9 protein-coding genes are annotated in these 14,986 nt (G+C 69.8%); 5 read left to right on the forward strand and 4 right to left on the reverse strand.

Annotated elements, in window-relative coordinates; genetic code table 11:
* Position 1: 1 nt before the first annotated feature.
* Complete coding sequence (locus ACYVGI_RS13705; protein WP_460633166.1) at positions 2 to 1,102, reverse strand: hypothetical protein; 1,101 nt, start codon at positions 1,100 to 1,102, stop codon at positions 2 to 4.
* 148 nt (positions 1,103 to 1,250) lie between these two features.
* Here ACYVGI_RS13705 and ACYVGI_RS13710 point away from each other — a divergent pair, with 148 nt between their 5' ends.
* Positions 1,251 to 1,493, forward strand: a complete 243-nt coding sequence (locus ACYVGI_RS13710; RefSeq protein WP_460633167.1) for a hypothetical protein — start codon at positions 1,251 to 1,253, stop codon at positions 1,491 to 1,493.
* 58 nt (positions 1,494 to 1,551) lie between these two features.
* On the opposite strand, the gene ACYVGI_RS13715 is transcribed toward ACYVGI_RS13710, so the two are convergent.
* Positions 1,552 to 6,738: a beta strand repeat-containing protein gene (locus tag ACYVGI_RS13715; protein ID WP_460633168.1), complete on the reverse strand. Its 5,187-nt coding sequence runs from the start codon at positions 6,736 to 6,738 to the stop codon at positions 1,552 to 1,554.
* Positions 6,739 to 6,877: 139 nt separating this feature from the next.
* Here ACYVGI_RS13715 and ACYVGI_RS13720 point away from each other — a divergent pair, with 139 nt between their 5' ends.
* Positions 6,878 to 7,441 carry a dihydrofolate reductase family protein gene (locus ACYVGI_RS13720; RefSeq protein WP_460633169.1) on the forward strand — a complete coding sequence of 188 codons (564 nt, stop codon included), beginning with the start codon at positions 6,878 to 6,880 and terminating at the stop codon, positions 7,439 to 7,441.
* A gap of 29 nt (positions 7,442 to 7,470) precedes the next feature.
* Here ACYVGI_RS13720 and ACYVGI_RS13725 read toward each other — a convergent pair whose 3' ends face one another.
* A complete protein-coding gene (locus ACYVGI_RS13725) occupies positions 7,471 to 8,034 on the reverse strand; it encodes a hypothetical protein (protein WP_460633170.1) in 564 nt (187 codons plus the stop codon).
* Between the two features lie 168 nt (positions 8,035 to 8,202).
* Between ACYVGI_RS13725 and ACYVGI_RS13730 the strand changes: the two genes are divergently transcribed.
* Positions 8,203 to 10,137 (forward strand): PKD domain-containing protein, encoded by a 1,935-nt coding sequence (locus tag ACYVGI_RS13730; protein ID WP_460633171.1) that lies wholly within the window; start codon positions 8,203 to 8,205, stop codon positions 10,135 to 10,137.
* On the opposite strand, the gene ACYVGI_RS13735 is transcribed toward ACYVGI_RS13730, so the two are convergent.
* A complete protein-coding gene (locus tag ACYVGI_RS13735) occupies positions 10,065 to 10,955 on the reverse strand; it encodes a CPBP family intramembrane glutamic endopeptidase (protein WP_460633172.1) in 891 nt (296 codons plus the stop codon). The genes ACYVGI_RS13730 and ACYVGI_RS13735 overlap by 73 nt on opposite strands.
* Positions 10,956 to 11,090: 135 nt before the next feature.
* Between ACYVGI_RS13735 and ACYVGI_RS13740 the strand changes: the two genes are divergently transcribed.
* Entirely contained in the window at positions 11,091 to 13,397 is a 2,307-nt protein-coding gene (locus ACYVGI_RS13740; RefSeq protein WP_460633173.1) for an FUSC family protein, read from the forward strand.
* Between the two features lie 203 nt (positions 13,398 to 13,600).
* On the forward strand, positions 13,601 to 14,956 hold the full coding sequence (locus ACYVGI_RS13745) for a DUF1214 domain-containing protein (protein WP_460633174.1): 1,356 nt from the start codon (positions 13,601 to 13,603) through the stop codon (positions 14,954 to 14,956).
* Positions 14,957 to 14,986 lie beyond the last annotated feature (30 nt).

Below are 14,986 nucleotides of genomic sequence, written 5' to 3' on the forward strand. Positions count from 1 at the left end.
CCTAGCTGCCCTCCGCCGGCGTGCCCGGCCCCCAGGTCACCGACTGGAACACCGCGCCCGCGTCACCGAAGGAGGAGATGGAGCCTTCCACGTCGGCCTCGATCGGCTCCGTGGAAGTGATGGTTCCTGAGTCGCCGCTCGCCGGCATCGAGAAGTCGGCGTGGAACGTGACAGCGCCCGGCGTCGCGGTCTTGACCGGCCAGCAGCCTCCGGCGCTCACCGCGGCCTGGTCAGGAAGGTGGCAGCCGAAATCCCACGGACCCACCGTGAGCGTCGGACGGCTCTGCACCGTCCACGCGGCGTTGGTCCAGATCTCGCCTGGCTCCGCTCCGCTGCTGAGGCCGAACGAGCATCCGGCCGGCTGGGCTTCCGGCGACGCAGCGCACTGGTCGAGCCACGCCTGAGCGGACGCCTGAGCGGAGTCGAGGCCCTTCGGGGTGAGGACCGCCGCATCCTGAAGCTGTACGTCGTCGGCGAAGCCGGTCACCGAGGCCTTCGCGCCCGCGAGAGTGAACCAGTCGTTGCCGGTGGACGCCGCCAGCGTGTACGTGCCTGGGAACGCGTTGAGGCGCAGCGTCGCGCCCTTCCAGCCGAGCGGCACCCCGGCGAGGGTCGCATCCACCCGGCCGGGCGCGCCGATGGTCACCGTGACCGTGCCGAGCGTGACCGGGGCGAGCTTCCAGGTGTCCACGCCGACGAGCGAGGCCGGTGTCCACGCGCCTCGGCTGACCGCGAAGTCGCGCGTGCTCTTCGTGCCGCCGCCCGTGACCTCCGCCGTGACCGTCGCGTCGCGCCCGTGCGGCCGGACGCCCACGATGCGGAACGCCGTCACCCTGTCGGTCGCGTTCTTGTACGCCTTGTTGGTGAGCAGCACATCCACCGCACGGTGCGTCCGCCCCTCGAGCTTCGTCGCCGCCTCCACGTCGCCGCGCTTCACGTCGCTGAGGTACGCGGACACCAACGCCTGAGGGGTGGATGCGTCACGCGCCCCGATCACGAGCACCAGCGCCGTGATCCCCACCCCGAGGGCGAGCGCCGTCACGATCGACACCACCACGATCCACAGCGATCCGCGCGACCGCGCCGTCTTCTCCTGGGTCACCGACACCCCTCCCCTGGTCGCCGTTCCGACCGATCGTCCCCGCCCCGGGAATCATACCGGCGGATGACACCTCCACGACCCGCGGCTGATGCCGGCGCTCTCACTCCCGGGTTGACTGGATGCATCGGCCGAACCAGGGGGAACCACGATGACGACACTGAACCACCAACTCCCGTTCACGGGTGCGGTGCCCCAGGTCAAGCGGGCTCGAGGGGTGCTCGCTTCGATCGCGGAGAACGCGTATCTGCGCTTGCTCTCCGTGCTCGTCGTCATCGCGGCCGGTGCGGTGGCGCTCGCCTTCGGAATCGCATTCGTGCTCGACCTCGTCGTGCCGGTGTTCTTCGGGGGCGAGCTCCACGCACTGGGCGCGCTGTTCCCGCAGGTCGGCTGAGCGGGCGCGCAGCAGGCCCAGCAGGGATGTGAGCACGGCCGCCTCGCAGCGGCCAGACTCACCTGGCCCACACGCCCTTCCGCCTCCTGGCGAGGTACGCTCCGATCCCGACCAGCAGCACACCGCAGCTAAGGAGTGCGGCGATGTCGCTCCCGGTCGGCGGAAGCCCGCTCGCGGGTGGCGCGGGCGGCCCCGGCTGCACAGGCGGCGCCGGCACCGCGACCGTCACCGTACTCGGTTCGGACGTCACGGCCGCACCACCCGGAGACACGCCCGAGGCGAACGCAGTATTGCTCACCCGGCCGGCGTCGAGGTCGGCCTGGGTGAGACGGTACGTCGCGGTCGCTGTGACGCTCTCGCCGGGTTCGAGCTCGCCAGGTCCGGCCGGCCACGCGTATGCGATGGCCGAGAGCCCGGCAAGCGGGTCGTCGATCGCAACGTCGCGCAGAGCGACGTTGCCGGTGTTGGTCACCGTGAACTCGAACATGATGCTCTGAGCGACCGCGGCCGGGTTCGACACTCCGGATGCGTCTGCCGCCTTCGTGAGGGTCAGCGCCGGGCTCTCGACGAGCGGCGTCACCACCGTCACCGGCGGTGTCGTCACCGTCTGCCCTGTGGGCGGCGTGCCGGTCGCGGTCGCGGTGTTCGTGACCGATCCCGCATCCACGTCGGTCTGCGTGAGGGTGTATGCAGCCGTCCCGGTGACGGACTGGCCGGGGGTCAGTGTGCCCACGACGCCCGGCCAGACGAGCGCGAGCGCTGGGAGGCCGACGAGCGGATCGGCGATGTCGACGCCGGTGAGCGTGACGTTCCCGGTGTTGGTCGCGGTGAGTGAGTACCTGATGGTGTCGCCGACCTGAACCGGCGTCGAGAGCGCGCTGGTGTCTGCTGTCTTCACGAGTCCGATCGACGGTGCGGCGGCGAGCGGGGTGTCGGTCGACGCCGGTGGCGCGGTGACCGGCGGCCCGGAAGGCGGGGTGCCCGTCGCCGTCGCCGTGTTCGTGACGGCCCCCGCATCCACGTCGGCCTGCGTAAGCGTGTACGCACCCGTCGCGGTGACCGTCTGCCCGGGGGCCAGCAGTCCGGGCGTCGGCGTCGGCCAGGTGTATGTCAGCGCGGTGAGACCGGCGAGCGGATCGGCGATCGTCACACCGGTGAGCGTCACCGTGCCGGTGTTCGTCGCCGCGAACGTGTACTCGATGGTCTGACCGGCACTGACCGGGTCCGTCAGTCCGGTCACGTCGGCCACCTTCGTAAGTGTCAGCGACGAAATGCCAGGGAGCGGTGTGTCGACGCTGACCGGCGGCGTCGTGACGGGTCCGCCTGTGGGCGGGGTACCCGTCGCGGTCGCCGCGTTCTGCACGGTGCCCGCATCCACGTCGGCCTGGGTGAGCTGATAGGTGGCGGTCGCGGTGGCGGTCTCGTGCGCCGCGAGCACGCCAGGGGATGCCGGCGCCGGCCAGGTGTACGTCAGCGTCGAGAGACCGGCGAGCGCATCGGCGATCGTCACGCTGGTGAGGGTCACGTTGCCGGTGTTGGTCACCGTGAACCGGTAGGTGACCGTCTCTCCGACCACGGGCGCTGCTGAGAGCGCCGACGTGTCAGCGACCTTCGCCAGCGTCAGCGCCGGGGCGCTCGGAAGCGGGGTGTCCGTCCCCGCCGGAGGCGGCATCACCGGGGTTCCGGCCGGCGGCGTGCCGACCACTGTGGCGGTGTTGGCCACGTGGCCGGCGTCGACATCCGCGGCCGTGAGCGTGTATGTCGCACTCGCCGTCACGGTCTCTCCCGGTGTGAGCACGCCAGGGGATGCGGGTGTCGGCCAGTCGTACGTGAGCGTCGAGAGGCCGCTGAGCGCATCCGTGATCGTGACGTCCGTGAGCGTCACGTTGCCGGAGTTGGTGGCCGTGAAGCGATAGGTGACCGTGTCGCCAGCCCCCGGCGGGGTCGACAGGGCCGACGTGTCCGCCGCCTTGGTGAACGTCAGCGCCGGCCCCGGCGTGAGCGGAGTCTCCGTGGTGGCCGGCGGTGGCGCGACGGGAGGGCCGGTCGGCGGCGAACCGACGACCGTCGCACTGTTCGCGATGTGACCGCTGTCGATGTCCGCCTGGGTGATCGCGTAGCTCGTCGTGACCGTGACGCTCTCGCCAGGAGCGAGCGTGCCCGGCGTCCCCGGCCAGGCGGCGATCAACGGGGTGATGCCGACGAGCGGGTCGGCGACCGTCACATCGGTGAGGGTCACATTGCCGGTATTGGTGGCGGTGATCGTGTAGACGACGACCTCCCCGACGACCGCGGGGTTCGACACGCTGGAACTGTCGACGGTCTTCGTGATAGCGAGTGCCGGCCCGCTCGTCAACGGGGTGTCGGTGGAGGACGGGTTCGATGGAATCGGGGTCAGATCCGGTGCGATCCCCGCGGCGGTCGCGCTGTTGGCGACGTGGCCCGCGTCGATGTCCGCCTGGGTGATCTCGTATGTCGCCGTCGCCGTCACGCTCTGCCCGGGTGCGAGGATGCCGGTCGTTCCCGGCCACACGGAGACCAGCGACGAGATGCCCGCGAGATCGTCGGTGATACCCACGGAGTGCAGCGTCACGTCTCCGGTGTTCGTGGCGGTGAACCGGTAGGTCACCGTTTGACCGACGGTCGCCGGGGCGGTCACCGCGGAGGCGTCAGCCAGCTTCTGCAACACCAGCCCCGGCGATTCGGTCCCAGGGACATTCGTGGTCGACGAAGCCGTGACCGCCGGACCGACGGGCGGAGTTCCGGTGACCGTCGCCGCGTTCGACACGATTCCCGTGTCCACGTCTGCCTGCTGCACGACGTAGGTGGCCGAACAGGTCAGGGTCGCGCCGGGGGCGAGGGTCGAACCCAGGGCGGGCGCGCATCCGGAGATCGGCGAGAGCGTGCCTGCGCCAGTGAAGTCGTGGTCGACGAGCTGGATGGCGGAGAGGCCGACGTTGCCGGTGTTCGTGGCGACGAACGTGTACATGATCGTGGTTCCGACGGTCAGATCGTTCGTGCTCGCGGTCTTGATCAGCGCGATCCCGGGCGCCGGAGGTGCCGGTGCGGCGAGGCAGGCCGCGTTGTCTCCGGTGCCGCCGGTCTCTCCGGTCACGGACGCGGAGTTGTAGAGGCCGGTGCCAGGACCGGCGCAGTCGACTGCCTGGGTTGTGTCGGTGTAGTGGAACTGCACGTCGACTGCATAGACGAACGCGGTGCGTGCCGCGATGGCGGACCCGCCTGGAGCTAGCGAGAACGGTCCAGCCCCTGTCGCGGACCCTCCGGGCGGCGCCCCCGCACCGGAGACGGTCCACGAAGCGCCGGTGACTGCCAGGTTCGGCGCGAAAGCCGGAGTGTCGACCAGCGGGCCGAAGGTGCCGGGCACGGAGGAGGAGTTGGCGACCGTGACCGTGTAGTGCGCGCTGTAGTCGCCCGCCGCATCCGGACCGGTCACACCTGTCCCCTGTTTCGTCAGGTCCAGGATGGGCTGCGCCGTGTTCGACAGCGTGCAGTGGATGTCCGCTCCGGCCACCGGGGTGAGCGTCAGGGAGCCGGTGAACGGCGCATTCGTCGGCAGTCCGGGCTGCAATCCGAACGTGTCCGTGCAGGTGATGGTGCTCGCATACGAGGCGAGCACCGTGGTCCCTGCTGCAACCTCGGTCAGCGTGTATGCGGTGCCCTCGGTCGCCACGACACTTCCGGTGGTGCCCGTGCCGGGGTCGACCGTCGCGCCTCCGCCGGTCGTGGTCGACGCTGTCGTGTCATTCACGACCGTGCCCGTCGGCCCGCCGACGCGGAGCTGCGTGGTGAACTGGTCGGTGTCGGACTGGCGTGGGGCGCCCAGTGCCTTGCTCAGCTCGATGCGCGGCGCACGAACGGTGAGGGTGGTGCTGCCCGGAGGGTTGAGGTTCGTCACCACGTTCGCAGGACCGTTGACGTACGAGCCCTCTGCGGCGGATGTGACCGCGACGGTCACGGTGCATGAGGCCTGGTTGTTGGCCAGGTCGCCGCCGGTGACGGTGAAGACGTTCGACCCTGCCACGCCCGTCCTGACGAACGGCGCCGTCCCCGCCGTCTGGGCGCACGTTCCGCCGATAGCCGGTGTCGGCGCGATCACGACGCCGGCCGGCAGGGTGTCGGCGAAGTTCCAGTCGTTCTTCGCGTTGATCTCGTCGGTGTTCGTGATCGTGAAGGTCAGGGTCGAGACCCCTCCAGGGGCGATGAGTGCCGGGCTGAACGACTTGTCGAGCTGCGGGGTCACATCCACCAGCCGCAGATTGTCGAAGGCGCCGTCGTTGCCGTTGGTCACGCCGTTGGTGTTGTACATCTGCAGGCCCATGGATGCGCCTGCCGCCTTGAACGCCTGGGTGGTCGTCATCGAGTTGATGCGCACGACCTTCGTCACCGTGCCGAACGCGCCGCCGACGTTGCTGGTGACGGACTGCGTGAACGTCCGGACGTTGGGGTCGCTGGTGGTCGCGCATCCATCGAGGGCGCTGCCGAGGTTGGTCGCTGTCCCCGTCGCGGGATCGATGGTCTGGAACTGATAGCCGGGATCCGAGGCCGCCGCACCGCAGTTGATGTATGCGCTGTCCACGCCGAAGACGTAGTAGTGGTTCAGCGACGTCGCGATCGGCTGGACCGTGCGGAACAGCACAGAGCCGGAGGCGACGGTCGAACCGGTCGGCAGGACGTCGCAGGTGCCGCCGGCCGTCGCCGAACTCTGACACTCGGTGTACGAGCTGACGACGTTGTCGGTCGTGGGGGAACCGGGCGTGAATTGCTGGCCCATGCCGCGCGCGAGCATCCGGAGGAACTGATAGCTGCGCACCCCGGGCGAGTCGGAGCAGCGCCCGTTCACGCCGGAGTCGGCCGCGCTCGTCCCCGACAGCGCGAAGGCGGGCGTGGTCGCCTGGGAGTAATTGAGGATGACTCCGTTGCAGCGCGCGCCGTTGATCCAGAACGGCGAGCCGGTGTATGCGGCACCTGTCGCGCCGACGTAGTTTGCGAAGTTGGTGGCCGACGGACCGGTGTTGTTCTCGAAGTCCTCGGTGTAGACGACGGTGCCCGGCTGCGGTGTTCCCGGCGAGCCGGGCACCGTGGCGTCCGCCCGATCGACAGGAGCGAGAAGCGTGAACGTCGCGGTCACCAGGACGAGCACGACGAGAGCGGCGACCGCCCGGAGCGCGCCGTGGAATCGCTGCGGTCTCGCGCTGCTCTCGTTATGGATCGAGCGTGTCGACATGCCGTCTCCTTCCACTGGCACGGACGCGGGGGTACGTCCTGCAGAGTCGGATAGCTGGTTCCACACCATACGCCGCCTGGGCGACGTCGTAAACGCTGATTCCGCCGGGCGGGTAAAGTCGGTGCGGGAGGTACCACCGATGCCACGTCTCCTCTACTCCGCCATCGCGTCCGTCGACGGCTACACCGCAGACACGTCCGGCAGCTTCGACTGGGCTGCTCCGGACGAGGAGGTGCACGCCTTCGTCAACGACCTGGAGCGCAGCACATCCACCTACCTGTACGGCAGGCGCATGTACGAGACCATGCAGGTCTGGCAAACCTTCGGCGACGATCCGGGCGAGTCGCCGGTGGTCGTCGACTTCGCCGGGATCTGGCGGGGCGCGGACAAAGTCGTGTACTCGGCAACGCTCGACGCCGTCTCGACCCCGCGCACCAGCCTCGAGCGCACGTTCGATCCGGATGCGGTGCGCGCCATCGTCGCCGCGGCTCCCGGAGACGTCGGCATCGGCGGCCCGACCATCGCGGCTGCGGCGCTGCGGGCGGGGCTCGTGGACGAGGTGCGGCTGATCCTGGTGCCCGTCGCGGTCGGCGGGGGAACCCCGGCGCTGCCGCGCGGTCTGAAACTCGGGCTGGAGCTGCTGGACGAGCGGCGGTTCGCGAACGGAACGGTGTTCCTGAACTACCGGGTCACGCCGAGCTGACGCTCAGCGATCCGACGGCCGAACCCGGCTCAGGCGAGGGCGAGCGTGACGCTCGGCCGTCGCAGCGCCTCGGCAAGCACCTCCAGCGTCACCCCGTGTTCCGCGAGGATCGCCAGCGGGTAGAAGAACGGGTCGTAGCCGTGCTGCGACGTCGGCAGCACGAGCCGGTCGCCCTCGAACGGCAGCGGGTCGCCGGTGGTCCTGCTGACGAGGTCGCCGTCGTCGCCGAGCTCGACGGAGACCGTGCGCGTCGGCACGCCGCCCTCGACGTGCGCCCAGCTCATCGCGGGCAGCCGCACGTCGATCATGGCCTGGAAGACGCCGATCCCCTCGCTGAGGACCGCCGCCGCAGCCCCGACCGTCTCGCTCGCGCCAAGGAGGATCACCCAGCCGTTGACCGGAGCGGTGAGCACGAGCAGGCCGGGACCGTCACCAAGGCCGGGGTTCTCGGCCAGCCGGAACCGGTCGTCGGCGATGCGCGCATCCAGGGCTGCGGCGAGCGCCTCTGGCGTCGTGGCGGGCAGGAAGGCCCAGCTTCCGCTCCCGAACGTCTCGAACAGCGCCTCGCTCAGAACCGGGATGTCGTCGGGCACAGCACGAGTCTAGGCGGCTCTCCTCGCGAGCATTTCTCAGTTTCCCTTCCGTTGCGCCCGTGCGCGGGACTACCCTGAGTGCCAGGCCCGCACAGGGTCACTGCCTCTACGGGGGCACGCGCCTCCGTGGCAGCAGAGCACAGTCGTGAGCTGCGAAGGAGCGCTCCAATGCCTGCTCGACGAACCACCGCGGCCGCGATCGTCGGCCTCACTCTCGCAGCACTCGTCCTGACCGCGCCAGGAGGCGCGGCGGGCATCGCGCCAAACGCGGCCAGTGTGCACTTCACCGCGTCGGGCGACTACGGCACCTCAGCCAATGCGACCGCCGTGCTCGCCGGCATCGGCGCGTTGCATCCCGATCTCCACCTCGCCGTCGGCGATCTGTCGTACGGAGCCGTCGGCGACGAGCAAACGTGGTGCGACAGCGTGACGCAGGCCGTCGGCGCCGGCTTCCCGTTCGAGCTCGTCTCCGGCAACCACGAGAGCAGCGGCCAGAACGGCAACATCAACGACTTCGGCGCCTGCCTGCCCAACCAGCTCCCCGGCGCGATCGGCACCTACGGGCGGCAGTACTACGTGGACGTCCCGCAGGGCGCTCCGCTCGTGCGCTTCGTGATGATCTCGCCCGGCCTTCCGTTCGCGGACGGAACCTGGACGTACAACACAGGCACCTCCCACTACGCCTGGACGGCCGCGGCCATCGACGGCGCGCGCACCGCGAACATCCCGTGGGTGGTGGTCGGGATGCACAAACCCTGCCTCTCGATGGGCCAGTACGCCTGCGAGGCGGGCGCCGACCTGATGAACCTGCTCGTGGGCAAGCGCGTCGACCTGGTCGTCACCGGACACGAGCACCTGTATCAGCGCACCAACCAGCTCGCCCTCGGCGGAGCGTGCAGCGCCATCGTGCCCGGCACGTACTCCGCGAGCTGTGTCTCCGACTCCGACGCGTCGATGGTGAAGGGAGCCGGCACGGTGTTCGCGACCGTGGGCACAGGGGGCAACGGGCTCTACAACATCAACGCAGCCGATCCGGAGGCGAACTACTTCGCCGCGGAGTCCGGCGCGAACCTCACGCCGACATACGGGTCGCTCGACGTCACAGCGACGGCGACCCAGCTCAGCGCATCGTTCGCGCGGGCGGCGGGAGGGAACTTCGCAGACTCGTTCACGATCGCACCGGGCGGAGGCGGGGGCAACCAACCGCCGACGGCGAGCTTCACCAACGCGTGCACCGACCTGGCCTGCTCGTTCAACGGGGCGGCATCGAGCGATCCGGACGGCACGATCAGCACGTTCGCGTGGGACTTCGGCGATGGCGCCACCGGCACAGGGGGCACGGCCGGCCACACATACCCGGCTGCCGGAACGTACACGGCGAGACTCACAGTGACCGACGACGGCGGAGCAAGCGGGACGACCACGAAGACGTTCGCCGTCACAGCTCCCCCGCCGCCGGCAGGGTCGCTCGCCACGGACGGCTTCGACCGTGTCATCGCGAACGGCTGGGGGACGGCTCCGACCGGCGGCCCGTGGACGGTCGCGGGCAGCGCATCCCTCTACTCTGTCGGATCGAGCGCGGGCTTCATCCAGTTGCCTGCCGGTTCGGGAGGCACGACCAGGCTCACCGGGGTGAGCTCGGCCAACACCGATCTGCGCCTCAACGTCTCGGTCGACAAGCTGCCGTCATCCGGCAACGTGTACATCTCCCTCTCGGGCAGGCGCGTCGTCACCACCGGCTCGTATCAGGCGAAGGTCATCGTGTCCTCGGTCGGCAAGGTGACCATTCAACTCGTCCGCGTCGACCCGAACGGCGGAGCGGAAGTGGTGCTGCAGTCGTCGGTCGCGCTGACCGGGACCTACGTGGCGGGCACGAAACTGGCGGTGCGCCTGCGCGTGACAGGCTCCAGCCCCACCCTCATCCAGGCCAGGGCGTGGCCGGACGGCACGACGGAGCCGACCACCTGGCAGCGCTCGATCACCGACGCCACGGCCGGGATGCAGTCGCCGGGTGGACTGGCGATCACCGGCTACTTGTCCGGCGGCGTCGCGAACGCTCCCGTGATCATGGCGGTGGACGACCTGCTCGCCGTGACCCCGTAGTCAGCACGCCCCCGGACGAGGAACAGAGCGACGATCCCCATCAGGATCACCGTCCAGTTCCCTGTCGACGCGACGATGAGGAACCCGTTCTGGTGCCCGGTCGCCGCCGTGTCGATACCGCCGGTGGAGAGGAAGAGCGTCGGGTCGGTGAGCGCGTGCGCGACGATCGCCCAGACGATGCTGCCCGTCGCCCGCATCACGAGGTACATGCACATCCCGAAGCAGAAGGTGTACGGGATGGTGATGAGCACAGCGGGGGTGAACCCGGTGCCGATCGCGTTGGCGGTGTGCATGAGGGCGAAGATCGTCGACGACAGCACGGCGACGACCAGCTCGCTGTGCCCGGCGTTGCGCAGCAGGGTCACGGCGGCGCCGCGGGTCACCAGTTCCTCCGCCACGCCGATGAACACCCCGGCGAGCAGCGTGAGCGGCACGACGCCGGGCGCGAATGACCCGTAGTCGATCCCGATCAGCCGCAGCACGATCGGGTATGCGACCACCGCGACGGCGATCCACATCCACCAGCGGCCGCGCACCGGCTGGGCGGCGAACACGCGGCGCACCAGTCCGGAGAGCACGAGGAACGCCACGATGATGACGGCCCCGATCCCGATCGGCAGCACCAGGAAGAGCAGCACGTTGACCGCGCTCCCCAGCGGGCCGCCCTCGGTGATCGCGCTGCCCCACAGCCGCCCGATCAGCCAGCCGACCCCGAGGTACAGAGCCATGTAGACAGCCGCGACGAGCACGGCCTTCCACCAGCCGCCGCGTTCCCAGAACGCCCGCCATCCGGATGTGCTCGCGCTGTCGTTCGTCATGTCCCCGCTCTCGGCTGCGCGGAGCCCCGGCTGGCCCCGACCTGACAAAGCTAGCCGATCTAGGGAAGCGGAACGAGGGGTGGCTCGATCCACGATCCGGGTTCGCTCGGCACGGTTCGGGGATACACTTCCGCCATGCGCGGTGGGTCGCCGCCTCCGGACGGCACGGCCAGAGCCCGTCCGCTGTCCCCGGGGCGAGAGGGCACGATGGCGTTCGCCGTGTCGACCTGGTTCGCCCGCCACGACCCTGGCTTCGCCGCCCTGCGCCGCGCAACCCGCACAGCCATCGTCATGCCGCTGCTGTTCGCGTTCTGCAGCATCGTCCTGCGCGACGCCCAGGTGGCGACGTTCGCCGCGTTCGGGTCGTTCGCCATGCTGATGCTGGTCGACTTCGCCGGGCCGATGCGCGAGCGGCTCCAGGCGCAGCTCGCGCTGGCGATCACCGGAGCCGCGTTCGTGTGCCTCGGAACCCTGGCGTCCCGTCCCGTGTGGCTGGCCGTTGCCGCGATGGCGGTCGTCGCGTTCGCCGTGCTGTTCGCCGGGACGGTCAGCTCGGTGCTGGCCTCCGCGAGCACGTCTCTGCTGCTGGCGTTCATTCTGCCGGTGACCCTGCCGGGAACCGTCGACTCCATCCCGCCGCGCCTGCTGGGCTGGGGGATGGCCGCGGTGGTCGGGTTCATCGCCATCGCGGTGCTCTGGCCCGCACCCACGAGGGAGCCGTTGCGCGCCCCGGCAGCGTCTGCCGCCGGTGCGCTGGCGGCCCGTCTCCGCGCCGATGTCGACTATCTGCGCGGTGACGGCGACCCCGCCCGTGCGACGGCCCGCACCCAGGCCGTCGCGACAGCGGATGCGGCCGTCGCCGGTCTGCAGTCCGTCTTCCTCGCATCCCCATACCGCCCGACCGGACTGAGCACACCGGCGCGCACCGTTGTCCGGTTGGTCGACGAGCTCACCTGGCTGAACGTGCAGATCTCCCAGTCGGTCCTGTCCCCTCCGCTCGGGTCGTCGCGTCCGTCTCCGGTGCGCGAGGCGGCGCTCCAGACCAAGCTCGCCGCAGCCGAGGCACTGGATGCGGGCGCAGAGCTCCTGAGACAGACCGGCGGCGACCCCGAGCCGCTCGAGGCCGCCCTGCGCCGCCTCGCCGAGTCGCGCGCCGCGGTGTACTCGGCGGCGATGGCCGTGCCGACGCTTCCGGTGAGCGCAGACGGCAGCGACCGTCTCGTCTCCGCGCTCGACCCCGGGTTCCGGGCGCAGGAGCTCAGCCGCGCCGTCGACCAGGCCGCGAGGAACATCGCCCTGACCGCGAGGGCGGAGCGCCGCACCTGGTGGCAGCGCGTCCTCGGCAGGCAGCCGGGGGATGTTCCCGGCCCGCTGTCGGCCGCGGAGGAGAGGGCGAGCGGCTACTTCACCTGGCATTCCGTGTGGCTGAGGAACAGCATCCGGGGTGCGGCGGCGCTCGGGATCGCGGTGCTGCTGGCGGACGTCACGGGCGTCCAGCACTCGTTCTGGGTAGTGCTCGGCACGCTGTCCGTGCTCCGCTCGAACGCCCTCAGCACCGGTCAGACGGCGCTGCGCGGCGTGCTCGGCACCGCGCTCGGCGTCGTCGTCGGCGCCCTGCTGCTCTTCGCGATCGGCACGAACACGGTGGCCCTGTGGATCCTCCTGCCGTTCGCGATCCTGCTGGCGGGCATCGCCCCGGCCGCGATCTCGTTCGCTGCGGGCCAGGCCGCGTTCACGATCACGCTGGTGCTGCTCTTCAACATCATCGTGCCGACCGGCTGGACGGTCGGCCTGCTCCGCATCGAGGACATCGCCATCGGCTGCGGCGTCAGCCTGCTCGTCGGCGTGCTGTTCTGGCCGCGCGGCGCCTCGGCCGCCCTCCGCCAGGCGCTGGCGGAGGCGTACAGCGACGGCCTGCGCTACCTCTCAGCCGCGGTCTCCTACGGCCTGACCAGGTGCGAGTCCGCGGCCACCGAGATCCCCCGCCCCACCGCACAGTCTCTCCGCGCCGCCGCCTCCTCCCGCCGCCTCGACGACACCTTCCGCACCTATCTGTCCGAGCGCGGCACCAAGCGCCACCCGCTCGCCCAGGTGACCGCACTGGTCACCGGAGTGGCAGGGGTCCGCCTCGCCGGCGACTCCCTGATCGACGTCTGGCGCGGCCAGCATCCCGCGCAGGGCGACCTCGACGGCGCCCGCGACTCCCTGCAGCGACAGGCGGACCGCCTGACCCGCTGGTACGACGACCTCGGCCGCGACCTCCTCACCCGCGCCGACCCGCCGCCGCCCCTCGACGCGGACCCCGGCCTCGACCAGCGCCTGGCGGATGCGGTCTCCCGCACCGGAGAGGACGCATCCCTCGGCGCAGCCACCGTCGTCCGCCTCGTGTGGACGGCCGACTACCTGGATGTGGTGCGGCGGCTGCAGGCGCTCATCGTCTAGCGTGGCAGTCCAGGTATGCTCCCGGCTGCCATGCACCGATCGTGCCATCGCTTGTGCGGGCCTCTGGCGGATTCGGTGATGGACGTCCGTGGACCAGTGTCCTGTTACCAACGAGCACGCCCCCTATACCGCCACGTATCGGTGTCGATAGATTGCGGGCAAAAGGCGCACGCCGCTGGCGCTGCGCAACGGGAGGGAATCGCATGAAGAGTCTGCCGTCGTTCGAGGAAGTCGTCCGAATCCGCCGGGAGGCTCTGCTCTCGCGAGCGGTGGAGGCGTACAAGTTCTTCTATCCCACCTTGTCGATGCAGTTGAACTTCGAGGCCCTCGAAAAGTACGGGGCGCAGGTGAACCGCGGGTTCCTGATTCAGTTGACCACGCCCGACATCGTCACGCTCACGCAGAACTCCGACACTCCATACGGGCTCGCCTGGGGTGACGCGTCCGCCGGACCTCTGGTGCTCGAGGTCCCGTCTGGCCCGATCCTCGGGGTGATCGACGACGCGAACTTCCACTTCGTCACGAACGTGGGACTCGTCGGCGAGGAGCAGGGCAAGGGCGCCCGCTACCTGTTCCTGCCTCCCGGTCACACCGGCGACATCCCGGAGGGCTACCTGGTGCGCCGGTTGGAGACGAACCGTTTCCTTGTCTGCGTGCGGGCGCCGCTGCCGGACGTGCAGGCTGGTCTGGATCTGCTGCGAACGCTGCGGTTCCATCTACTCGAGGATGCGGGCGACCCGCCCGCCAACGACTTCCAGGATGTGTCCGATCGGCAGTTGATCGCCGACCCCGTCGAGGTGGACGGAACGTTCGCGGTGTGGGAGACGTACAAGCGGGCGCTCGACGGTGATGTGCTGCCGTCGCGGTACTACGCCCAGTACGGCGCACTCGCCGATCTCGGACTGCGGAAAGATCGCCCGTTCGAGCCGGATGACAATCTGCGTGCCGTCCTGACCGAGGCGGCCGCGAAAGCAAACGAGCAGCTTGTCGTCGCTGCGTTCGCCGACGACAACCCCGAACGGCTGGTCTGGCCCGACCGCCAGTGGGAATGGGTGGTCTACGCCGAGGGCGACAACGGTTACTACGAGAAGGATTTCCTCCGGCTGTCCGTGCGGGAACGCTGGTTCTACCAGGCGACCCTCGAGACCCCGATGATGTTCCGGCACAGTGAGGGCGCAGGGTCGATCTACTGGCTGGGGAGCCGCGACGCAGACGGTGACGCGCTCGAAGGCGGAAGCGCATACGAGCTGACGGTTCCGACACCGGTACCCGAGAGTCAGTTCTGGTCGGTCACCCTCTACGACCTCGACACGCGGTCCGAGATCAAGACGGAGCAGTTCAAGCCGGTGCTCACCTCGCTCCGCGACGACCTGAAACCCGACGCGGACGGCAACATCACGCTCCGCTTCGGCCCCACGGCGCCGGAAGACAAGACGGCGTGGCTGCAGACGAACCCAGGCACTCAGTGGTTCGCCTACTTCCGCATCTACGGACCGCAACAGGCGGCATTCGACGGCACCTGGAAGCCGTCGGACTTCACCAAGACACGGGGCGACTAGCACGCCTCACAGCTTCTGAGAGCGATCTAG

The organism is Leifsonia lichenia (assembly GCF_054780215.1).